At 74.1% G+C, this 21516-nt stretch carries 19 protein-coding genes and 1 pseudogene; 15 read left to right on the forward strand and 5 right to left on the reverse strand.

The genetic code is table 11. The features are described 5' to 3' along the window. The first annotated feature begins 63 nt into the window (after window positions 1-63). Window positions 64-1617, forward strand: a complete 1554-nt coding sequence (locus BLP29_RS05545) for an aldehyde dehydrogenase family protein (protein ID WP_092801073.1) — start codon at window positions 64-66, stop codon at window positions 1615-1617. Between the two features lie 7 nt (window positions 1618-1624). On the opposite strand, the gene BLP29_RS05550 is transcribed toward BLP29_RS05545, so the two are convergent. Then, window positions 1625-2662 carry a LacI family DNA-binding transcriptional regulator gene (locus BLP29_RS05550; protein ID WP_092801076.1) on the reverse strand — a complete coding sequence of 346 codons (1038 nt, stop codon included), beginning with the start codon at window positions 2660-2662 and terminating at the stop codon, window positions 1625-1627. Between the two features lie 249 nt (window positions 2663-2911). Here BLP29_RS05550 and BLP29_RS05555 point away from each other — a divergent pair, with 249 nt between their 5' ends. The 5 genes from BLP29_RS05555 (at window position 2912) to BLP29_RS05575 (ending at window position 9286) form a co-directional block, all read left to right on the forward strand. Further along, window positions 2912-4216 carry an ABC transporter substrate-binding protein gene (locus tag BLP29_RS05555; protein WP_092801079.1) on the forward strand — a complete coding sequence of 435 codons (1305 nt, stop codon included), beginning with the start codon at window positions 2912-2914 and terminating at the stop codon, window positions 4214-4216. A 75-nt stretch (window positions 4217-4291) separates the two neighbouring features. After that, the gene (locus tag BLP29_RS05560; RefSeq protein WP_092801082.1) at window positions 4292-5254 is read left to right on the forward strand and encodes a carbohydrate ABC transporter permease; all 963 of its coding nucleotides are present in this window, start codon (window positions 4292-4294) and stop codon (window positions 5252-5254) included. Window positions 5255-5259: 5 nt separating this feature from the next. Beyond that, entirely contained in the window at window positions 5260-6177 is a 918-nt protein-coding gene (locus tag BLP29_RS05565) for a carbohydrate ABC transporter permease (RefSeq protein ID WP_092801085.1), read from the forward strand. A gap of 2 nt (window positions 6178-6179) precedes the next feature. Continuing rightward, entirely contained in the window at window positions 6180-8138 is a 1959-nt protein-coding gene (locus BLP29_RS05570) for a glycoside hydrolase family 127 protein (protein ID WP_207798329.1), read from the forward strand. Beyond that, entirely contained in the window at window positions 8135-9286 is a 1152-nt protein-coding gene (locus tag BLP29_RS05575; protein ID WP_165839304.1) for an NAD-dependent epimerase/dehydratase family protein, read from the forward strand. Before BLP29_RS05570 ends, BLP29_RS05575 begins: the two co-directional genes overlap by 4 nt. A 4-nt stretch (window positions 9287-9290) precedes the next feature. Here the strand turns inward: BLP29_RS05575 and xylB are convergent, their stop codons facing one another. Beyond that, a complete protein-coding gene (gene xylB, locus BLP29_RS05580; protein ID WP_092801094.1) occupies window positions 9291-10679 on the reverse strand; it encodes a xylulokinase in 1389 nt (462 codons plus the stop codon). Between the two features lie 89 nt (window positions 10680-10768). Here xylB and BLP29_RS05585 point away from each other — a divergent pair, with 89 nt between their 5' ends. The 3 genes from BLP29_RS05585 (at window position 10769) to BLP29_RS05595 (ending at window position 13385) form a co-directional block, all read left to right on the forward strand. Beyond that, on the forward strand, window positions 10769-11935 hold the full coding sequence (locus BLP29_RS05585) for an ROK family transcriptional regulator (RefSeq protein ID WP_243469722.1): 1167 nt from the start codon (window positions 10769-10771) through the stop codon (window positions 11933-11935). Then, window positions 11932-13077: a xylose isomerase gene (xylA, locus tag BLP29_RS05590; protein WP_092801100.1), complete on the forward strand. Its 1146-nt coding sequence runs from the start codon at window positions 11932-11934 to the stop codon at window positions 13075-13077. The genes BLP29_RS05585 and xylA overlap by 4 nt, the downstream gene beginning before the upstream one ends. A gap of 107 nt (window positions 13078-13184) precedes the next feature. Continuing rightward, on the forward strand, window positions 13185-13385 hold the full coding sequence (locus BLP29_RS05595; protein ID WP_092801103.1) for a hypothetical protein: 201 nt from the start codon (window positions 13185-13187) through the stop codon (window positions 13383-13385). Between the two features lie 10 nt (window positions 13386-13395). Here BLP29_RS05595 and BLP29_RS05600 read toward each other — a convergent pair whose 3' ends face one another. Together BLP29_RS05600 and BLP29_RS05605 are read right to left on the reverse strand one after the other, a co-directional pair. Beyond that, window positions 13396-14607 (reverse strand): acyl-CoA dehydrogenase family protein, encoded by a 1212-nt coding sequence (locus BLP29_RS05600; protein WP_092801106.1) that lies wholly within the window; start codon window positions 14605-14607, stop codon window positions 13396-13398. A 135-nt stretch (window positions 14608-14742) separates the two neighbouring features. Then, the gene (locus BLP29_RS05605) at window positions 14743-16476 is read right to left on the reverse strand and encodes a RecQ family ATP-dependent DNA helicase (RefSeq protein ID WP_243469723.1); all 1734 of its coding nucleotides are present in this window, start codon (window positions 16474-16476) and stop codon (window positions 14743-14745) included. 105 nt (window positions 16477-16581) lie between these two features. Between BLP29_RS05605 and BLP29_RS05610 the strand changes: the two genes are divergently transcribed. From BLP29_RS05610 to BLP29_RS21990, 6 genes and pseudogenes are all read left to right on the forward strand, one after another. Continuing rightward, window positions 16582-17403 (forward strand): PIG-L family deacetylase, encoded by an 822-nt coding sequence (locus BLP29_RS05610; protein WP_207798330.1) that lies wholly within the window; start codon window positions 16582-16584, stop codon window positions 17401-17403. A 57-nt stretch (window positions 17404-17460) separates the two neighbouring features. Continuing rightward, the gene (locus BLP29_RS05615; protein ID WP_092801109.1) at window positions 17461-17856 is read left to right on the forward strand and encodes a TOBE domain-containing protein; all 396 of its coding nucleotides are present in this window, start codon (window positions 17461-17463) and stop codon (window positions 17854-17856) included. A gap of 20 nt (window positions 17857-17876) precedes the next feature. Then, window positions 17877-18683 (forward strand): molybdate ABC transporter substrate-binding protein, encoded by an 807-nt coding sequence (gene modA, locus BLP29_RS05620; RefSeq protein WP_092801112.1) that lies wholly within the window; start codon window positions 17877-17879, stop codon window positions 18681-18683. A 38-nt stretch (window positions 18684-18721) separates the two neighbouring features. Continuing rightward, a complete protein-coding gene (locus BLP29_RS05625; RefSeq protein WP_207798331.1) occupies window positions 18722-19504 on the forward strand; it encodes an ABC transporter permease in 783 nt (260 codons plus the stop codon). A 29-nt stretch (window positions 19505-19533) separates the two neighbouring features. Next, window positions 19534-19971 (forward strand): annotated as a pseudogene (locus tag BLP29_RS21985) (ATP-binding cassette domain-containing protein); the annotation flags it as partial. 120 nt (window positions 19972-20091) lie between these two features. After that, a complete protein-coding gene (locus BLP29_RS21990; RefSeq protein ID WP_481268992.1) occupies window positions 20092-20547 on the forward strand; it encodes a TOBE domain-containing protein in 456 nt (151 codons plus the stop codon). Window positions 20548-20643: 96 nt separating this feature from the next. On the opposite strand, the gene BLP29_RS05635 is transcribed toward BLP29_RS21990, so the two are convergent. After that, on the reverse strand, window positions 20644-21441 hold the full coding sequence (locus tag BLP29_RS05635) for a TSUP family transporter (RefSeq protein ID WP_207798332.1): 798 nt from the start codon (window positions 21439-21441) through the stop codon (window positions 20644-20646). Between the last annotated feature and the right edge of the window lie 75 nt (window positions 21442-21516).

The following is a 21516-nucleotide window of genomic DNA, read 5'->3' on the forward strand; positions in this document are numbered from 1 at the left end:
CGGTCTTCTCAACCGTGATCGCGGTCACGGTGCAGGTCTGGACCAGGCTGGCAGAGTGCCGCCATGACGACGACGTCGCTCCACGTGAAACCCGGCACCGAGTGGGCCGCGGTCCTGGGCCGGGCCGCGCACCGCACCCCCGAGGCCTTCGGCACCGACCGGTTGCACAACCTGGTCGACGGGTCGTGGCGGCCGATCGGGGATCCCGAGACCCTCGTCTCCCCGGTGGACGGCTCGAAGCTGATCGGGCTGCCCAAGGTGTCGGCCGGCGAGGCGCAGCACGCCGTCCTGGCCTCGGCCGCCGCCCACCGGGCCTGGGCGACCACTCCCGTGGCCGAGCGCAAGGCCAGGGTCACCGCCGCGGTCGACGCCATGGCCGACGCCCGCGACGACCTCGCGCTGCTGCTGGCCTGGGAGATCGGCAAGCCCTGGAAGCTGGCCTGCGCCGACGTCGACCGGGCGCTGGACGGGGTGCGCTGGTACGTCGAGGAGATCGACGGGATGCTGGGCGACCGCACCCCGCTCGACGGGCCGGTCTCCAACATCGCCAGCTGGAACTACCCCATGTCGGTGCTGGTGCACGCCGAGCTGGTGCAGCTGCTGGCCGGGAACGCCGTCATCGCCAAGACGCCGTCCCAGGGCGGGGCGACCTGCCTGACGCTCGCCCACGCGCTCATGGCGCGGGAGGGCCTGCCGGTCACGCTGCTCTCGGGCGGCGGCGCGGAGCTCTCGAGCGTGCTGGTGCGCTCGCCCGAGGTGGGCGCACTGGCCTTCGTCGGCGGGCGGTCGAACGGCGGCAAGGTGGCCGCGGGCCTCCTGGACACCGGCAAGCGGCACATGCTCGAGCAGGAGGGCCTCAACGCCTGGGGCATCTGGGAGTTCTCCGACTGGGACGGCCTGGCCGCGCACCTGAAGAAGGGCTTCGAGTACGGCAAGCAGCGCTGCACCGCCTACCCGCGCTACGTGGTGCAGCGTGAGCTGGTCGACCAGTTCCTGGCCACCTACCTGCCGGTGGTGCAGTCGCTGCGGTTCGGCCACCCCCTCGCGGTCGAGAGCGACGACGACGACCTGCCGGTGCTGGACTTCGGCCCGGTGATCAGCGCGGGCAAGGCCACCGAGCTGCGCGACCGGGTCGCGGACAGCATGCACCGGGGCGCGGTCCCGCTCTGGCGGGGCTCGCTGGCCGACGGCCGGTTCATCGCCGGCCAGGACACCTCGGCCTACGTCGCCCCGGCCGCCCTGCTCTCACCCGGCGGCGCCTCGGCGCTCATGCACTCCGAGCCGTTCGGGCCGGTGGACACCATCGTGGTCGTCGACAGCGAGGCCGAGCTGCTGGCCCAGATGAACGCCTCCAACGGTGCGCTCGTGGCCTCGCTGGCCTGCGACGACGAGGACAAGGCACACCGGCTGGCCCGCGAGGTGCAGGCGTTCAAGGTCGGCATCAACAAGCCCCGGTCGAGGGGTGACCGGGCCGAGCCCTTCGGCGGCCGCGGCGCCTCGTGGCTGGGCTGCTTCGTCGGTGGCGAGCTGCTGGTGCAGGCGGTCACCCAGGGCCCGGCGGGGGAGCTGCTGTACGGCAACTTCCCCGAGCACTCGCGCTACCCGGCGTCCATCTGACCGGGGGTCAGTGCAGGGGGGCGGTGGACGAGCGGGTCACCAAGCGGCAGGGGTAGGACTCGACGCCGTGACCGGCCCGGCCCTCGATGGCCGAGGCCAGTCGCAGCGCGGCGACGCGGCCCAGGTTCTCCAGTGCGGGGTCGATGGTCGTGAGCGGCGGTCGTGATCCCGTGGCCAGCACCTCCCAGTTGTCGAACCCGATGACGGCGACCTCCTCGGGCACCCGCTTGCCCGCTTCGAGCAGGGCGTCGAGCACCCCGCGGGCGATCTGGTCGGATCCGGCGAACACCGCGTCGAGCGCCGGTTCGCGGTCGAGCAACAGCCGGGTGGCCCCGCGGCCCCAGGCCTCGCTCCAGCTGTCGTACATGACCTCGCCGCCGGCCAGGGTCAGCCCCTCCTCGGCCAGTCGCTCGACAGCACCGCGGGCCCGGTCGTGCGAGGCGCCGTACGTGGGGTCGCCGGTGACGTGCGCGATGGTGCGGCGGCCGCAGCGGATGAGGTGGTCGACGGCCAGGCGACCGCCGGCGACGTCGTCGGCCACCACCGACATGTCCTGCGGGTCGTCGGAGGGGGCGTAGGCGTACACGACCGGCACCCCGAGGTCCTGGCCCAGCGACGGGCGCGGGTCGGGCTGGGCGCCCACGACGATCAGCCCGTCGACCCGGCGGGAGAGCAGGGCGCGCAGGTGGTGCTGCTGGCGGATGTGGTCGTCGCGGGCATCGGCCAGCAGCACCGACATCTTCTCCGAGCCGAAGGCGTCCTCGGCGCCGCGCAGCACCGGCATGCTGAACCGGCCGACCAGGTCGGAGGTCAGCAACCCGACCGTGCCGCTGCGCTGGGCGACCATGCCCTGGGCCAGGGCGTTGGGCGAGAAGTTCAGGGCGTCGGCCGCCGACTGCACGCGCTGGCGGGTCGCGGCCCCCACGTGCTGGCGGTTGTTGAGCGCCTTGGACGCCGTCGCGATCGACACCCCGGCCATGGAGGCGACGTCCTTGAGGGTCGGCGGACGCCCACGGCGGTGCGGGGCGACCTCGTCGACGGACATCGCACTCCTCCCGGCTCCCCGGCGCGGCGTCGGGGACGCTGCGAAGACTAGCGCGAAGGTGCTTGACGTGGGTCGCGGACCGCACTACTTTCCGAAAACGTTTTAGCGACGTGGATCACGACAGCGGCGACGGGCTTCCCCAGAAAGCTGGGGGAGTGCGACGCACGCGGCACCGGAGACCGGCGCTGGACCGAAACGGGTTTCTGATGTCGGAGCGGCGCTCGCCGCGAACAGGAAGGCACGACGACGATGACGTGGACACCACGCCGCCGCACCGCCCGCTGGGGCGCGCTCCTCGCGGCCGCCAGCATGACCGCCGCACTCGCCGCATGCGGTGGGTCCGCCGAACCCGCCGCAGCCGGTGACCCGTCCAACGTCGAGGGCGTCGACGACGGCACCACCCTCACGCTGTGGACCCGGGCACCGTTGGAGTCCCAGGCCAAGGCGCTCGTGGATGCCTACAACTCCAGCCACGAGAACCAGGTCGAGCTGACCGTCGTGCCCAACGACGACTACGTCGCCAAGGTCGGTGCGGCCGCCGGCTCCGGCAGCCTGCCGGACCTCTTCGCCGCCGACGTCGTCTACCTGCCGAACTGGACCTCGCAGGGGCTGTTCAGCGACCTGACCGAGCGCATCGGCAACCTGGACTACGCCGACCAGATCAACCAGTCCGTGCTGGACGCCGGCACCTACGAGGACGAGCAGTACGTGCTGCCCTTCGTGCTGGACCTGTCGGTGATGTTCTACAACAAGGACCTCTACCGCGAGGCCGGTCTGGACCCGGAGCAGGGCCCCACCACCCTGCAGGAGTTCCGCGACCAGGCCCTGGCGATCCAGGCGCTGAACAAGCCCGACACCTACGGCACCTACTTCGGCGGCAACTGCGGTGGCTGCGGGGTCTTCACCTGGTTCCCCATGATGTGGGCCAGCGGCGAGCAGGTGCTCGAGGACGACGGGACCACCGCCGACCTGGCCAGCGACACCGCCCAGCAGGTCTACGGCATCTGGCGTGACCTGGCCGACGCCGGGGCCATCGCCCCCGGTGCCGCCGACGAGACCGGGGCCACCTGGACCGCGGCCTTCCAGCAGGGCCAGGTCGGGGTCATGCCCTACCCGGCCACCCTGCTGCAGACCGCCAGCGAGACCGTCGACGTCGGCGTCACGGCGATCCCCGGTGTCGACGGGGGCGAGTCCACCTTCGTGGGCGGCGACGGACTGGGCATCAGCAAGGACTCCGAGCACCCCGACCAGGCGTGGAACTTCCAGCAGTGGCTGATGAGCGAGGCGGCCCAGGTCGACGTGCTGGCCAAGAACAACGTGACCCCGGCCCGCTCGGACTTCCTGGACAACCAGTACGCCACCGACCCCCGGGTCCAGCTGATCAACCAGGTCTCCGCCGCACCGGACAGCCAGACCCCGATCGCGCTGAACTTCCAGCAGGCGTTCAACGCCGTCGGCAGCCCGTGGTCCACCTTGTTCCGCAACCAGGTCTTCGGGGACGCCTCGACGCTCGACGAGGACAACCAGGCCATCACCGACGTGCTCCAGCAGTAGCTCGGCCGCGGTGCCGCCGGCCCCGCCGGCCGGCGGCACCGCACCGTTCCACCCCCACCGACCAGGAGGACCCCCATGGCGACGGTCACCACGCCCGACGCGCCACCGGCCAGCTCGCCGTCCCGGGCCCGCACCCGGGTGCCCCGGCGCCGTCCAGGCCAGCGGGTGCGCCAGCGGCGCCGGCTGGGCGCCCTGTACGCCTCCCCGACCGCCCTGTTCCTGCTGGTCTTCTTCGTGGTGCCGGTGATCCTGGTGCTGCGGATGTCGGCCTCGGACTGGAGCCTGTTCGTCGGCGACCGCGGGGCCAACTTCCCGACCAACTTCGGCGAGGCGGTCGACGACCGGCTGTTCTGGCCGGCCATCCGCTTCACCCTGACCTACACCGCGATCACCACCGTGATCCTGCTGGCGCTGGCCCTCGGGCTGGCCCTCGTGGTGCAGGAGTCCGGGCGCTGGTCGGCGTTCGTGCGGACGTCGTTCCTGGTGCCCAGCGCCCTGGGCCTGGCCTCGGCCTCCCTGCTGTTCTACGGGCTGTACTCCCCGCAGTCGAGCCCGATCAGCGCGTTCCTGGAGTGGATCGGGGTCATCGACACCCCGGTGTCCTTCCTCGGCACGCCCGGCGCCGCGCTGTGGTCCACCGTCGCGCTGGTGGTCTGGCGGTTCGCCGGCTTCTACATGCTGCTGCTCCTGGTCGGCCTGCAGGCCATCCCCGGCGACGTCTTCGAGGCCGCCCGGATGGACGGCGCGAGCCGGTTCCAGACCTTCCGGTCGATCACGCTGCCGCTGCTCAAGCCCTCGCTGGCACTGTCGACGATCCTCTGCGTCACCGGGTCGCTGCTGGCCTTCGACCAGTTCTACGTGCTGACCAAGGGCGGGCCGGACAACAGCACCGTCACCATCGTCCAGCTCGTCTACAGCATGGCCTTCCAGGGCCAGAACGACCTGGGCCGCGCCGCGGCCCTGTCCATCATCGTGCTGGGCGGGCTGCTGGTGCTCAACGCACTGCAGTTCCTCGGCCTCCGCGGCGACCGGGACTGAGCCCCATGACCACCACACCTGCCGCCCAGGCGGCGCCCCTGACCGCCGGCGCCGACCCGGCCACCACCCCCTCGGCCCGCACCCTGGGGCCGCGTCGCCGGCCCGGTCGGCGCGGGCTGGCCACCATGGGTCAGCGCACCTTCACCGGTGCCCTCGCCCTGCTGTTCCTGTTCCCGATGGTCTGGGCCGCGGTGGCCTCGGTGTCGCCGAAGGGCGGCACCAACCAGACCGACGGCATCGGGCTGGGCAACTACCGCACGCTGGTGGACTACCAGGCCGGCATCTGGCAGTACCTGGCCAACTCGGCCTTCGTCTCGCTGCTGACCGTGGTGCTGACCCTGACCGTCTCGTTGCTGGGCGGGTACGCCTTCGCCCGGTTCGACTTCCCCGGCAAGAACCTGCTGTTCCTGGGCACGCTGGCGATCCTCATGGTCCCGTACGCGACCCTGCTGATCCCGCTCTACGTGCTGCTCAACGACCTCGGGCTGCAGAACTCGTTGGTCGGGCTGGCGCTCGTGCTGACCATGTTCCAGCTGCCGTTCGCGACCTTCATGATGCGCATCTCGTTCGAGGCCGTCCCGAAGGAGCTCGAGGAGGCGGCCATGGTCGACGGCTGCGGCACCTTCCGCGCCCTGGTCATGGTGCTGCTGCCCGCGGTGCGCGCCGGGCTGGTCACCGTCGGCCTCTTCGCGTTCCTGGCGGCCTGGAACGACTTCATCACCCCGCTGATCCTCATCAGCGACTCCTCGAAGGTCCCGCTGCCGCTGGCGGTGGCCAACCTGCGGGGCCAGACCCAGGGCATCGTCGACTTCGGCGCCACGGAGGCCGGCGTCGTCGTCCTCGCGCTGCCCTGCGTCCTCATCTTCCTCATGCTGCAGCGCCACTACGTGCGCGGCTTCATGTCCGGCGCACTCAAGGGATGACCGTGACCACCACGACCGACCGCACCGCCCCCTCGTCCACCGGTGCCGCCGTGAACCCGCCGGCGGCACCGGTGGTCCCCAGCCTGTCGCGGCTGCGGCCCCTGGGCATAGGGGAGGTCACCATCACCGGTGGCCCCTGGGCCACCCGGCAGGCCACCAACGCCGCCGCCACCCTGGGCCACGTCGAGCACTGGCTCGAGCGCGAGGGCTGGCTGGGCAACTTCGACGCCACCGCCGCGGGTGCCTCCGGCGCCGACCGGGCCGGCCGCGAGTTCTCCGACAGCGAGACCTACAAGCTGCTGGAGGCCATGGCCTGGGAGCACGGTCGCAGCGGCGATCCCGAGCTCGACGCCCGGCTGCGGGCGATCGTGGCCCGGGTGGCCGCCGCCCAGCAGCCCGACGGGTACCTGAGCACCGCCTTCGGGCGCCCGGGGACCCCCGAGCGGTGGAGCGACCTGGAGTGGGGCCACGAGCTGTACTGCCTGGGCCACCTGTTCCAGGCCGGCGTCGCCCGGGCCCGCACCGCGGGACCGGATGAGCTGCTGGAGGTGTGCACCCGGGCTGCGGACCTGGTCTGCGAGGTCTTCGGGCCGCAGGGCATCCCGTCGGTCTGCGGGCACCCGGAGATCGAGCCGGCCCTGGTCGAGCTGTACCGGGTCACCGGTCAGCGCCGCTACCTCGAGCAGGCCCGGCTGTTCCTGGAGCGCCGGGGGCACCAGGTGCTCGCCGAGGTCGAGTTCGGCCGCGCCTACTTCCAGGACGACGTCCCGATCCGCGAGGCCGACGTGCTGCGCGGGCACGCCGTGCGGGCCACCTACCTGTCCTCCGGCGCGGTCGACCTGGCCGCCGAGACCGGCGACGAGGAGCTGCTGGCCGCGGTCGTGCGCCAGTGGGAGGCCACCGTCGCCCGGCGCACCTACCTCACCGGCGGCATGGGATCCCGGCACCAGGACGAGGCCTTCGGCGAGGACTTCGTGCTGCCCCCCGACCGCGCCTACTCCGAGACCTGCGCCGGCGTCGGGTCGGTCCAGCTCGCGTGGCGGTTGCTGCTGGCCCGCGGCGAGGCGCGGTACGCCGACCTGGTCGAGCGCACCCTCTACAACGTCGTGGACGCCGGCCCCTCGGCCTCGGGCACCGCGTTCTTCTACACCAACACCCTGCACCAGCGGGTGCTGGGCACCGTCCCCGACGCCGACCACGCCGTGCCGCGGGCGGCCTCCTCGCTGCGCGCGCCGTGGTTCGCCGTCTCCTGCTGCCCCACCAACGTCGCCCGCACCTTCGCCAGCCTGCAGACCCTGGTGGCCACGGCCGACGAGGACGGGGTGCAGGTGCACCAGTACGCCCCGGCCACGATCGCCACCGACCTGCCGGCCGGTCGGCTCGAGCTGCGGGTGGTCACCGACTACCCGCACACCGGGCGGGTCGAGGTCGTGGTCGAGCGGGCTCCGGCGGACCCGGTGGCGGTGACGCTGCGGGTGCCCGGCTGGGCGACCGGCGCCACGCTCACCGACGGCGAGGACGTCCGGGAGGCGGCGCCGGGGTCGGTCACCACCACCCGGGCGTTCACCACCGGCGAGGTACTCGTGCTCGACCTGCCGCTCCAGCCGCGGTTCACCGCCGCCGACCCCCGGGTCGACGCGGTGCGCGGCACGCTGGCCGTGGAGCGCGGGCCCCAGGTGCTGTGCGTGGAGTCGGTGGACCTGCCGGGGGAGCGCCACGTCGACGACCTGGTGCTCGACCCGACCCGGGCACCCGAGGACGTCGAGGGCGGGGTCCGGGTGCACGGCTGGCTGCGGCAGCAGGCCGACCCGGCCTGGCCCTACGGCGAGCCGACGCCGGGTGGTGCCGCGGGCGAGCAGGTCTCCGTGCTGCTGCACCCCTACGCGGACTGGGCCGAGCGCGGCCCGTCGACGATGCGGGTCTTCCTCCCCGTGCCCGGCGCGCCCTCCGCCGCGTCGTGAGCGCCGTGCCGCACGAGGACCCGCCGGTCATCTTCGACGTGGCCCGCCGCGCCGGCGTCTCGTACCAGACCGTCTCGCGGGTGGTGAACGGCTCGGGCCCGGTCCGGGAGAGCACCCGGGCCCGGGTCGAGGCCGCGATCGCCTCGCTGGGCTGGGTGCCCGACGAGGCCGCGCAGCAGCTCAGCCGCAAGCGGGCGGCGGCGGCCGCCCGGCCCGAGGTCGCCGCACTGGTGGGCGGGTCCGCGTCCGGCAGCCCCTCCGGGGTCGCCCGGCGCGACGGTGTCCACCCTCCGGCCACCGTGCTCGTCACCGGGGGCAGCGGCAAGCTCGGCCGCGCGGTGGTGGACCACCTGGTGTCCGACGGGTACCGGGTCGCGGTGGTCGACCTGCGGGCGCCCCACCGGGACGACGTCCCCTGGACCCGGGCCGACCTCACCGACCCCGGCCAGGCCCTCGAGGTGCTCTCGGGCATCGACGACCGCTGGTCGCGGCCCGACGCCCTCGTGCACCTGGCCGCGGTGCCGGCGCCGGGCCAGCTGCCCGACGCGACCCTGTTCGCCTCGAACATCACCACCACCTACAACGTGTTCGCCGCGGCCCGGCGGGTCGGCATCACCGACGTCGTGTGGGCCTCCAGCGAGACGGTGCTGGGGCTGCCGCTCGCCGTGCCGCCGCCGTCGTTCCCCCTCGACGAGGAGACCGGGCCCACCCCGACCACGTCGTACTCGCTGTCCAAGACGCTGGAGGAGGAGATGGCCCGGCAGTTCGCCGGCTGGATGCCCGGCTCCTCGTTCATCGGTCTGCGGCTGTCGAACGTGATGGCGGTGGAGGACTACGCCGCGTTCCCCGGCTTCGACGCCGACCCGGCCCTGCGCCGCTGGAACGGGTGGAGCTACATCGACGCGCGGGACGCCGCCCGCGCCGTCGCCGCCGGGTTGACCCACCCGGTCGACGGTGCGGAGCTGTTCGTCGTCGCGAACGCCGACACGGTCATGGGCCGCAGCACCGCCGAGCTGGCCGAGCTCGAGTTCCCCGGCGTCCCGGTCCGGGTGCCGCTGGCCGAGCACACCGCGCTCATGAGCACCGCCAAGGCCGAGCGCCTGCTGGGCTGGCGCCCGGTGCACACCTGGCGCGACGAGGTCGGGTGAGGCCTCACTGACCGTCGGTGCGGCCCCGGACCTCGGCGTAGCGCTCGCGGACGGCGGGCGTCGGGTCGGCCTCGACCGTGCGGGTGCCGGCGGCCGCCCACGAGGGCAGCTCGCCGCCCAGCACCCAGGCCGCCTGCCGGGCGGCGCCGCCGGCGACCGCCTCACCGGGCTCGGGGACGACGACCGGCCGGCCGAACACCGCCGGGGCGATCTCCTGCACCGCCCGCGACCGTGCGGCCCCGCCGACCAGCAGCACCCGCTCGACGACGGCGCCCTGGGCGAGGAGGGCGTCGATGCCGTCGGCCAGGCCGCAGAGCATGCCCTCCACGGCGGCCCGGGCCCAGTGCCCGGCGGTCGAGGTCCGCAGGGTGAGGCCGTGCACCGAGCCGGTGGCGTGCGGCAGGTCCGGCGTCCGCTCGCCCTCCAGGTAGGGCACGAGCACCAGCCCGTCGGCGCCGGCGGGGGCGCTGAGGGCCAGCTCGGCGAGCTCGTCCAGGGACACCCGCAGCATCGCGGCGGCGGCGTCGAGCACCCGGGCGGCGTTGAGGGTGCAGACCAGCGGCAGGAACCGTCCGGTGGCGTCGGCGAACCCCGCGACGGTGCCGGTGGGGTCGCCGGCCGGGACGTCGGACACCGCGGTGACCACGCCCGACGTCCCCAGCGACACGGCGACGTCGCCGGGCCCCGCCCCCAGCCCGAGTGCCGCGGCAGCGTTGTCGCCGGCGCCGGGGCCCAGCAGCACGTCACCGGCCCGGCCGACCACCTCGGCGGGCCCGGCCACCCGCGGGACGACCGGCGAGCGGCCGCGCAGCGCGAGCTCGAGCAGGTCGCGGCGGTACTCACCGGTGGGCGCCGACCAGTAGGCGGTGCCGCTGGCGTCGGACCGGTCCGTCACCAGGGATTCCAGGCCGCGCGACCCGGCCAGCCGCCAGGTCAGCCAGTCGTGCGGCAGGCACACGGCGGCGGTGCGGTCGGCGTGGTCGGGCTCGTGGTCGGCCAGCCAGCGCAGCTTCGACGCGGTGAACGAGGCGACCGGGACGATGCCCACCGCGTCGGCCCAGGCCTGCCCGCCGCCCAGCTCGGTCACCAGGTCGGCGGCGGCCCCGGCCGAGCGGGTGTCGTTCCACAGCAGCGCCGGGCGCACGACCTCGCCGGCGTCGTCGAGGCAGACCATGCCGTGCTGCTGGCCGCCGACGCTCAGCGCGGCGACGTCGTCGAGCCCGCCGGCCGCGGCCACCGCCTCGTCGAGCGCGGCGCCCCAGGCGCGCGGGTGCACCTCGGTGCCCTCGGGGTGCGCGGCCCGGCCCTCGCGGACCAGTGCCCCGGTCTCGGCGTCGCGGACGACGACCTTGCAGGACTGGGTCGAGCTGTCCACACCGGCGACGAACGGCACGGGGACCTCCTGTTGACGAGGGAGCGTGATCCAGACAATAGTGCAGAGACCGAACGAATGGGAGTGGTCGAGTGCAGACGCAGGGGCAGGTGCGCAGCGCGAACCTCGCCGCCGTCCTCGCCTGCCTGCGCGACGGCGGCCCCCGCAGCCGTGCCCGGCTGGCCGCAGACACCGGGTTGACCAAGGCCACGGTGTCCAGCCTGGTCGCCGAGCTGGTCGAGCGCGGGCTGGTGGTCGAGGGAGCCCTCGTGCGCCCGGGCTCGGTGGGTCGACCGAGCACCCTGGTCGAGCTGGACGGGCGGGGGTTCTGCGGCATCGGGGTCGAGGTCAACGTCGACTACCTGGCCGCGCTCGCCCTCGACCCCACCGGCACCGTGCGCCGGGAGACCCGCCTGGCCCTCGACGTCGCCGCCCTCGCCCCCGCCGAGGTGCTGGCCCGGGCCTCGGCCCTGGTCTCGGAGGTCCGCGCGGGCCAGGGCGCGGCGGCCGTCGGGCTGACCGTCGCGGTGCCCGGCCAGGTGCAGGGCGCCGTCGTCCGCACCGCCCCCAACCTGCCCCGCTGGGTCGGGACGGACGTCGCCGCCGGGTTCGCCGACCAGGGCCTGCCGGTCACGGTGGCCAACGACGCCGACCTCTCGGCGCTGGCCGAGGTGTCCGCCGGTCCGCACGCGCACGTCGCCGACCTGGTCTACCTGACCGGAGAGGTCGGCGTCGGCGGCGGCGTGGTCACCGGCGGGCAGCTGCTGCGCGGCAGCACCGGGGTCGGCGGCGAGGTCGGGCACCTGGCGCTGACCCCCGGCGACGCCGTCTGCGGCTGCGGGCGCACGGGCTGCTGGGAGACCGTCGTCGGGCTGGCCGCGTTGCTGCGCGCCGCCGCGGACCCCGGGGACCCGCTGCGCGACCCCGGCCGCGACCTGGAGGACCGCCTCGCCGAGGTGGTCGCCCGCGCCCGCGCCGGCGACGCCCGCACGCTGGAGGCCCTCGCCGGCATCGGCACCGGGCTGGGTGTCGGCGCCGCCGTCCTGGTCGCCCTGTTCGACCCCGCCGTCGTCGTCCTCGGTGGGTACTTCGCCGAGGTCGGCGAGTTCCTGCTCGACCCGCTGCGGGCCGCTCTGGCCCAGCGGGTCGAGGACGCCGACCGGGTGGTCCTGTCCACCCTCGGCTTCACCGCAGCCGTCCGGGGCGGCGCGCACGTCGCGCTGCAGCCGGTGTTCGACAACCCCACGTCCGTCCCCCTGCTGGAGGCTCCCGCATGACCCGCACCCCCACCCCCGCCGACCGCTTCTCCTTCGGCCTGTGGACCGTCGGCTGGCAGGGCGTCGACGTGTTCGGCGGCGCCGTGCGCGAGCCGATGGACCCGGTCGAGGCCGTGCACCGCCTCGCCGAGCTGGGCGCCGCCGCCGTCACCTTCCACGACGACGACCTCGTGCCCGACGACAGCACCCGCGACGCCGTCCTCGAGCGCTTCAAGGGCGCGCTGACCGAGACCGGCATGGGGGTCGAGATGGCCACGACCAACCTGTTCGGGCACGCCGTGTTCAAGGACGGCGCGTTCACCGCCAACGACCGCGACGTGCGCCGGTACGCGCTGGCCAAGGCCGCCCGCAACATCGACCTGGCCGCCGAGCTGGGCGCCACCACCTACGTGTTCTGGGGCGGTCGCGAGGGCGCGGAGTCCGGCGGCGCGAAGGACATCGGCGCCGCGCTCGAGCGCTACAAGGAGGGCATGGACACCCTCTGCTCCTACGTGAAGGAGCAGGGCTACGACATGCGGTTCGCCATCGAGCCCAAGCCGAACGAGCCCCGCGGCGACATCCTGCTGCCCACCATCGGGCACGCCCTGGCGCTGATCTCCGAGCTCGAGCACAGCGAGATGGTCGGCCTGAACCCCGAGGTCGGGCACGAGGAGATGGCCGGGCTGAACTTCGCCGCCGGCATCGCCCAGGCGCTGTGGCACGGCAAGTTGTTCCACGTGGACCTGAACGGCCAGCACGGTCCGCGCTACGACCAGGACCTCCGCTTCGGCGCCGGCAACCTGCGCGGGGCCTTCTGGACCGTCGACACCCTCGAGACCATGGGCTACGACGGCTACCTGCACTTCGACTACAAGCCCCCGCGCACCGAGGACGTCGACGGCGTCTGGGAGTCGGCGCGGGCGTGCATGGCCAACTACCTGGTGCTGAAGGAGAAGGCCGCCGCGTTCCGGGCCGACCCCGAGGTGCAGGAGGCCCTGGCCGCCTCCCGGGTGGCCGAGCTCTCCCAGCCGACGATCGGTGCGGGCGAGACCCTGGCCGACGTGCGCGCCGAGAGCTTCGACGTCGAGGCGATGGCCCGCCGCGGCATGGCCTTCGAGCGCCTGGACCAGCTGGCGATGGACCACCTGCTCGGCGTCCGCTGACCCGTTCCCCCACCAGGCGAGGGAGCCCCTCCACCACGCGCAGGCCGCGATCGTGGTGGAAGGGCTCCCTCGCCTCGGCGAGGTGGGCGGGCTCCTAGGCTGGGCGCATGGCCGAGCCCCGCACCCGCAACGCCCGCCGCGAGCGCCTGGTCGGGCTCCTGCTGCTCGGCGTCGCCGTCGTGCTGCTGATCTCCAGCCCCACCTGGTTCTCCCGCGACGAGTCCGCGGTCGCGATCGCCCAGATCTCCGTCGCGCTGGTGCTCGGCGCGGTCGGCGGGTTCCTGGTCAAGCGCGCCCAGACGCCCTGACCCGGCGGCGTCACCCCGCGTAGGGGCGCTCGCGGGCGAGCTCCTCCTTGGCGACCGAGCGGATGTGCACGGCGTCGGGGCCGTCGACGATGCGCAGGGTGCGGGCGTGCGCCCAGAACTCGGCCAGCGGGGTGTCGTCGCTGACGCCGGCGCCGCCGTGCACCTGGATGGCCCGGTCGATGACGTCGAGGCAGACCTTCGGCGCGGCCACCTTGATCGCGGCGATCTCGGTGCGCGCGCCCTTGGCGCCGTACTTGTCGATGAGGTCGGCGGTCTTGAGCACCAGCAGCCGGGCCTGGTCGATCTCGATGCGCGACAGCGCGATCTGCTCGCGCACGGTGCCCTGCTCGGCCAGCGGCCGGCCGAAGGCGACCCGGTCCTGGGTGCGCCTGACCATCAGCGCCAGCGCCCGCTCGGCCATGCCGATCGCCCGCATGCAGTGGTGGATGCGACCCGGGCCGAGCCGGGCCTGGGCGATCATGAAGCCGTCGCCCTCACCGGCGAGCATGTTGCGTGCGGGCACCCGGACGTCGGTGAACCGCAGCTCGGAGTGCCCGTGCTGGTCCTGGTACCCGAAGACGGGCAGGTGCCGCACGATCTCCAGGCCCGGGGTGTCGCGCGGCACAAGGATCATCGACTGCTGCCGGTGCGCCGGGCCGTCGGGGTCGGTCTTGCCCATGACGATGAAGATCGCGCAGCGCTCGTCGGCCGAACCCGTGATCCACCACTTGCGGCCGTTGATCACGTAGTCGTCGCCGTCGCGCACGATCGAGGTCGAGATGTTGCGGGCGTCGGACGACGCGACGTCGGGCTCGGTCATCGCGAAGCCCGACCGGATCTCCCCGGCCAGCAACGGCTCGAGCCACTGCTGCTTCTGTTCGGGGGTGCCGAACAGCATCAGCGTCTCCATGTTGCCGGTGTCCGGCGCCCCGCAGTTGATCACCTCGGGCGCGATGACCGGCGACCAGCCGGTGATCTCGGCGACCGAGGCGTACTCGAGGTTCGACAGCCCCGCGAGCTCGTGGTGGAACAGGTTCCACAGCCCGCGCGAGCGCGCCTCGGCCTTGAGCTCCTCGACCACCGGCGGCAACGAGTGGTCGTCGTGGCCGCGCTCGTGCCGCCAGGCGTGGTAGGCCGCCTCGGCCGGGAAGACGTGCTCCCGCATGAAGTCCCACAGGCGGCCGGTGACGTCCTCGGCCTTGGCCGACAGCGCGAAGTCCATGCCGCGACCGTAGCCGGGATCACACCAGCGCGGCCGACCGGCCCATCCCGCCGTTGATCATGCAGAACGGCAACGCCGGTACACCGGTACGCGGCGCGGCGCCGTGGCCGATCTGCATGATCGACATGTGCCGGGTCAGGCGGCGCGGGGGCGGAGCAGGTCGTGCTCGCGGACGGCGGCCAGGGCCAGCGTGCGGTACCCGGCCTGGTCGAAGAGCACCACGATGCGGTCGCCCTCGGTCCGCATGACCACGCCCGGGCCCCACTCGCTGTGCTCGACGGCCGTGTCGACCGCGAACTCCCCGTCGGCGGGCGCCGCGGCGCACGCGGTGCCGGCCGAGCAGGTGTCGCAGTTGCCGCAGGGCTCGGCGAGCTCCTCGCCGAAGTAGCCCAGCAGGTACTGCCGCCGGCACCCGGTGGTGTCGGCCAGGCCACGCATCATCTCCACCCGGCTGGCGTCGACCCGCTGCCGGTGCTCGGCCAGCTCGCGGGCGGCGGTGGCTGCCGGGCCCGGCGCCGGGCCGTCGGGGGCCGGGGTGACCGTGCCGTCGTCGTCCAGCTGGACCGCACCGACCTGGTCGAGCAGGTTGAGGTCCTTGGTGATGGGGCTGGCGCCCTTGCCGGTCTCCTCGCGCAGCGCGGCGACGTCGACCCGGGCGCCGGCGGCGGCCCCGGCGCGCACGAGCCCGGCGATCTGCTGCAGGTCCTCCTCGGCCGGCACCCCGGCGGCGAAGAACTTGCGCAGCCCGAGGTCCTCCTGCCGGAAGAACAGGACGGCGACCGCCGGCTCGCCGTCCCGACCGGCGCGGCCGATCTCCTGGTACCAGCTGTCGACGGAGTCGGCGGGCTCGGCGTGCAGCACGAAGCGGACGTCGGGCTTGTCGATGCCCATGCCGAAGGCGGTGGTCGCGACGACGACGTCGAGCTCGTCGGCCATGAAGGCCCGCTGCACGTCCTCACGCTCCTTCTTCGCCAGCCCCGCGTGGTAGGGCCGGCTGCGCAGGCCCCGCGCCACCAGGGCGTCGGCCAGCTCGACGGTGCCCTTGCGGGTGGCGCTGTAGACGATGCCGGTGCCGTGCGCGGCCTCGGCGACGGCGCGGTCGAGCAAGGCGGCGGTCTTGTGGTCGGCGTCGGCGTGGTGCTCGACCTCGATGCGGATCTCGGGCCGGTCGAAGCCGGCGACGACGACGGCGGGGTCGGACATGCGCAGCCGCTCGGTGATCTCGGCGCGCACCGGCGGGGCGGCGGTCGCGGTGAGCGCCAGCACGGTGGGGGAGCCCAGCTGCTCGACCACGGCCCCCAGTCGCAGGTAGTCGGGGCGGAAGTCGTGGCCCCAGGCCGAGACGCAGTGCGCCTCGTCGACGACGAACAGGGCCGGCACGGTGGCCCGCAGCGCGGCGACCACCTCGGCGCGGGCGAGCTGCTCGGGGGCGAGGAAGAGGAAGCGGACCGATCCGTCACGCAGGCCGTCGAGGGCGGCCTGCTGGTCGGTGGCCGACTCCGCGGAGTTCAGCAGCGCCGCGCTGAGACCAAGGTCGGTCAGTCGCTGCACCTGGTCGTGCTGCAGAGCGATGAGCGGCGAGACGACCACCACCGGTCCGTCGAGCAGCTCGCCCGCGACGGTGTAGACCAGCGACTTGCCGGCCCCGCTGGGCAGCACCGCGAGGGTGTCCTGCCCGGCGCAGACCGCCTGCAGCGCGGCCTCCTGGCCGGGCCGGAAAGCGGCGTCGGCGACCCCGAGCAGCTCGCGCGAGCGCTCGCGGATCCGGCGGGTGCGCACCCCGGCGGTCGCCCCGGCCGTGGGCCGGCGACCGGCGACGTCCGGCAATGGCTCCGACGGGGCGCGGGAAATGGTGCTGGCGCTGGTCACGAGGCCCTGCCGGAGTCGGTCACGAGCACCTGCTGCCCCGGCTCGAACCACCCTCAAACGACGCCCAGGTGAAGGGCCGATCGGGTTCCGGCCACACTGTGCGGCGTGACCCGACCGCTCGTGCTCATGGCCGTCCACGCCCACCCCGACGACGAGGCGACGTCCACCGGCGGTGTGCTGGCCAAGTACGCCGCCGAGGGCGTCACCACCGTGCTCGTGACCTGCACCGACGGCGCGCTCGGCGACAGCGGCACCGTCAAGCCGGGCGAGGAGGGCCACTCCACCGCCGAGGTCGTCGCGCTGCGGGAGGCCGAGCTGGCCGAGAGCTGCCGCATCCTCGGCATCACCCACGCCCACCAGCTGGGCTACCACGACAGCGGCATGATGGGCTGGCCGCAGAACGACGCCGAGGGCGCCTTCTGGACGACGCCCCTCGACGAGCCGGTCGCGCGGTTGGCCGAGCTGATCCGCCAGCACCGCCCGGACGTCGTCCTCACCTACGACGAGAACGGCTTCTACGGCCACCCGGACCACATCCAGGCCCACCGGATCACCGTCGCCGCCCTCGACGCCGCGGGCTCGGACGCCCGGTTCTACTACAGCACCGTGCGCCGCTCGGACTTCGCCCGCTTCGGCGAGCTGATGCGCGAGGCGGGCGAGGAGTTCCCCGAGCCCGCGGCGGGCGAGGAGATGCCGGCGATGGGCGTCGAGGACGACGAGGTGGCCGTCGAGGTCGACGTCACCGCGTTCGCGCAGGCCAAGCGGGGCGCGCTGGCCGCGCACGCCAGCCAGGCCGAGAACATCTTCTTCCTCAAGCTGCCGCCCGAGGTGTTCACCGCGGCGATGGGGCACGAGGCGTTCGTGCAGGCCCGGCCGGCCCGGACGTCCGCCGACGTGCACGACGACCTCTTCCACGGCCTCCGCTAGCCGCACTCGCGGGCCTCAGGGTCCGCAGGACCCGCGGGTGCGGATAGGGTGCGCGTCGTGAGCGCCACCTACCGCATCGCTGAGGCCGCCCAGCTGCTCGGCGTCAGCGACGACACCGTCCGCCGCTGGATCGACGGCGACCGGCTCGGGGCCTCCCGGGGCACCGGCGGGCCGGCGCAGGTCGACGGCGCCGACCTCGCCCGGGTGGCCCAGGAGCTGCACGAGGCGCCCGCCCCCGGCACCACCAGCGGGTCCAGCGCCCGCAACCGGCTGACCGGCATCGTCACCCGGGTCGTGCGCGACACCGTGATGGCGCAGGTCGAGATCCAGTGCGGGCCCTACCGCATGGTCTCGCTGATGAGCCGCGAGGCCGCCGACGAGCTGGGGCTCGAGATCGGCGTCCGCGCCGTCGCCACCGTCAAGGCCACCCAGGTCAGCGTCGACGTCCCGTGAGCCCTCGAAGGAGCACCCCCGTGCGGCTGCGCGCCCTCCCCGCCCTGGCCGTCGCCGGCCTGCTCGCCCTCACCGCGTGCGGCGGGGGGTCCTCCGACACCGCATCGACGTCGTCGGCCGCCTCGTCCAGCGGCGGCGGGGAGCTGACCGGCACGCTCACCGTCTTCGCCGCTGCGTCGCTCACCGACGTCTTCACCGAGCTCGGCGACCAGCTGATGGCCGAGAACCCCGACCTGCAGGTCACGTTCAACTTCGCCGGCAGCTCGGCGCTGGCCACCCAGATCACCCAGGGCGCGCCGGCCGACGTGTTCGCCAGCGCCAACCGGGAGCAGATGACCGTGGTCACCGACGCCTCGCTGGACGGCAGCGACCCGACCGTGTTCACCGAGAACGTGCTGGAGATCGCCGTCCCGCCGGGCAACCCGGGCGGCATCACGGGGCTGGCCGACTTCGGCGACGCCGACCGGACCATCGCGATCTGCGCGCCCGACGTGCCGTGCGGCGCGGCCGCCGAGCAGGTGTTCACCGCCGCCGGCATCACCGCCCAGCCCGACACCCTGGAGGAGGACGTGCGGGCCGCGCTCACGAAGGTCGAGCTCGGCGAGGTCGACGCGGCGCTGGTCTACGCCTCCGACGTGCAGGGCGCCGGCGACGGTGTGGAGGGCATCGAGTTCCCCGAGGCCGAGGACGCGGTGAACGAGTACCCGATCTGCACGCTCACCGGGTCGCAGAACCCGGCGGCGGCGCAGGCGTTCGTCGACCTCGTGGAGTCCGACGCCGGCCAGCAGGCGCTCACCGACGCCGGGTTCCGGAGCCCGTCGTCCTGAACCGCACCCGTCGCCGCGGCCGCCACGGCGGGCCCGGTGTGCCCCTGCCGCTGCTGGTCCCGGCGCTGCTGGGCACTGCGTTCCTGGTGCTGCCGCTCCTCGGCCTGCTCGTCCGGGCACCGTGGTCGAACCTGTGGCCGCAGCTGACCCAGCCCGCGGTCGGCCAGGCGCTGCGGTTGTCGCTGCTCAGCGCCACCCTGGCCACCCTCGTGTCGCTGGTGCTCGGGGTGCCGATCGCCTGGGTGCTGGCCCGCTCGACCATCCGAGGCCGCTCGGTGCTGCGCGCGCTGGTCACGGTGCCGCTGGTGCTGCCGCCGGTCGTGGGCGGTGTCGCCCTGTTCCTGGTGCTGGGCCGGCAGGGCATCCTCGGCCGCTGGCTGTACGAGACCTTCGACTACACCATCCCGTTCACCACCACGGCGGTCGTGATCGCCGAGACGTTCGTGGCGATGCCGTTCCTGGTCATCAGCGTCGAGGGTGCGCTGCGCGCCGCCGACGCCCGCTTCGAGGACGCCGCCGCGACGTTGGGCGCCGACCGCTGGACGACGTTCCGCCGCGTCACCCTGCCCCTGGTCGCTCCCGGTGTGGCCGCCGGGGCGGTGCTCTGCTGGGCGCGGGCGCTGGGCGAGTTCGGCGCCACCATCACCTTCGCCGGCAACTTCCCCGGCACGACCCAGACGATGCCGCTGGCGGTGTACCTGGCGCTGCAGAGCAACCCGGAGGGCGCGATCGTGCTGTCGCTGGTGCTGCTGTTCGTCTCCCTGGCCACGCTGCTGCTGCTGCGCGACCGCTGGCTGGGCCGGTCGGCGGTGCCGTCGTGACGCTGCGGGCGCACGTCGTCGTCCGGCGGGGGACCCTGCTCGTCGACGTCGACCTCGCGGTGGCACCGGGCGAGGTGCTGGCCGTGCTGGGTCCGAACGGAGCCGGCAAGTCGACCGTGCTGCGCGTGCTGGCCGGTCTGCTGGTCCCCGACGGCGGCCGGGTGACCATCGGCGACGACCTCTGGGACTCCCCGGAGCAGCACGTGCCCGCGCACGAGCGCCCGCTCGGCATGGTGTTCCAGGACCACCTGCTCTTCCCGCACCTGTCCACCACCGACAACGTGGCCTTCGGCCTGCGCACCCGCGGCGTCGCGAAGGCGCAGGCCCGCCGCACGGCCGACGAGTGGCTGCAGCGGGTCGGGCTCGAGGGGTTCGGCGACCGGCGGCCCACCCAGCTGTCCGGTGGCCAGGCGCAGCGGGCGGCGCTGGCCCGGGCGCTGGTGGGGGAGCCCCGGCTGCTGCTGCTCGACGAGCCGCTGAGCGCGCTGGACGCCCGCACCCGGCTGACCGTGCGCGCCGAGCTGCGGCGGCACCTGGCGGCGTTCGCCGGCTGCACCGTGCTGGTCAGCCACGACCCCGTCGACGCGATGGCGCTGGCCGACCGCGTGGTGGTGGTCGAGGACGGCCGGGTCGTGCAGGAGGGCACCCCGGCCGAGGTCGCCCGCACCCCGCGCACCGACTACGTGGCCCGGCTGGTCGGGCTGTCGCTGCTGCCCGGCACGGCGACCGGCACGGTCGTCGAGCTGGACGGCGGTGGCCGGGTGGCGACGGGGGAGGACGCCACCGGACCGGTGTTCGTCGCCGTCCGGCCCGGGACCGTGTCCCTGTACCTGGCGCGTCCCGACGGCAGCCCGCGCAACGTCTGGCCGGCCACGCTGGTCGCCGCGACCCCGCACGGGTCGACCGTGCGCTGTGACCTGGACGGCGAGGTGCCGCTCACCGCCGACGTCACGGCCACGGCGTTCGCCGAGCTGGGGTTGCTGCCCGGTGCGCCGGTCTGGGCGTCGGTCAAGGCCTCCGAGGTCGCCGTCTACCCCCGCTGACCCGTCACGGACGATCGACTCCGGGGTTCTCGCCCTCTGGGGGGTGCCGGAGAGGGCGAGAACCCCGTAACCTGCGTGCGTCGTCGCCCCGGATGGTCACCCGTGGTGGTCGGACCAGACGTCGTAGGACAGCCGGACGACGAGCAGGGACGCGACCACCAGGAAGACGACCCGGATGAACCGGTTGCCCGCAGCGATCGCCATGCGGGCGCCCAGGTAGGCCCCGGCGACGTTGGCGAGCCCCATGAGCAGGCCCAGCCCCACCAGCACCGCGCCGGTGGGCAGGAAGAACGCCAGCGCACCCAGGTTGGTGGCCACGTTGACCACCTTGGCGGTGGCGCTGGCCCGCAGGAAGTCGTAGCCGACCACCGCGATCAGCCCGATGACCAGGAACGTGCCGGTGCCCGGGCCCAGCACGCCGTCGTAGAAGCCGATGGCCGCGGCCAGCACCATGGCCAGTCCGTAGTGCGCCAGCGCCTCGCGCCGCGGCCGGGGCAGGTCGCCCATCGACGGTCGCAGCGCGGTCACCGCCGCGACCACCACCAGCGCCACCACGATGACCGGCTTGATCGCCGCCGCGGGCAGCCGGGCGGCCACCGACGCCCCGAGCAGACTGAGCACGAAGGCGACGGCGGCCATCGGTGCGGCAGTGCGCAGGTCGGTGCCGGTGCGCCGCAGGTAGGTGAGCGCGCTGGTCGTCGTCCCGGCGACCGAGGCCAGCTTGTTGGTGGCCAGGGCCTGCAGCGGCGAGAGGCCGCCGACCAGCAACAGCGCGGGCAGCTGCACCAGCCCGCCGCCGCCCACGACGGCATCGACCCAGCCGGCGGCGAAGGCGGCCAGCAGCAGCACCAGCAGGGCCGTGCCCGACCCGTCGGGCGGCAGGAGGTCGATCACCGGTGGGGGAGGCCGACCTGCTCGGAGGTGCGCAGCGCGGGGTCGGAGCGGGGCACGCGGGTCATTCTGCGGGTG

The organism is Klenkia marina (assembly GCF_900101025.1).
GTDB classification, from domain to species: Bacteria; Actinomycetota; Actinomycetes; order Mycobacteriales; family Geodermatophilaceae; genus Klenkia; species Klenkia marina.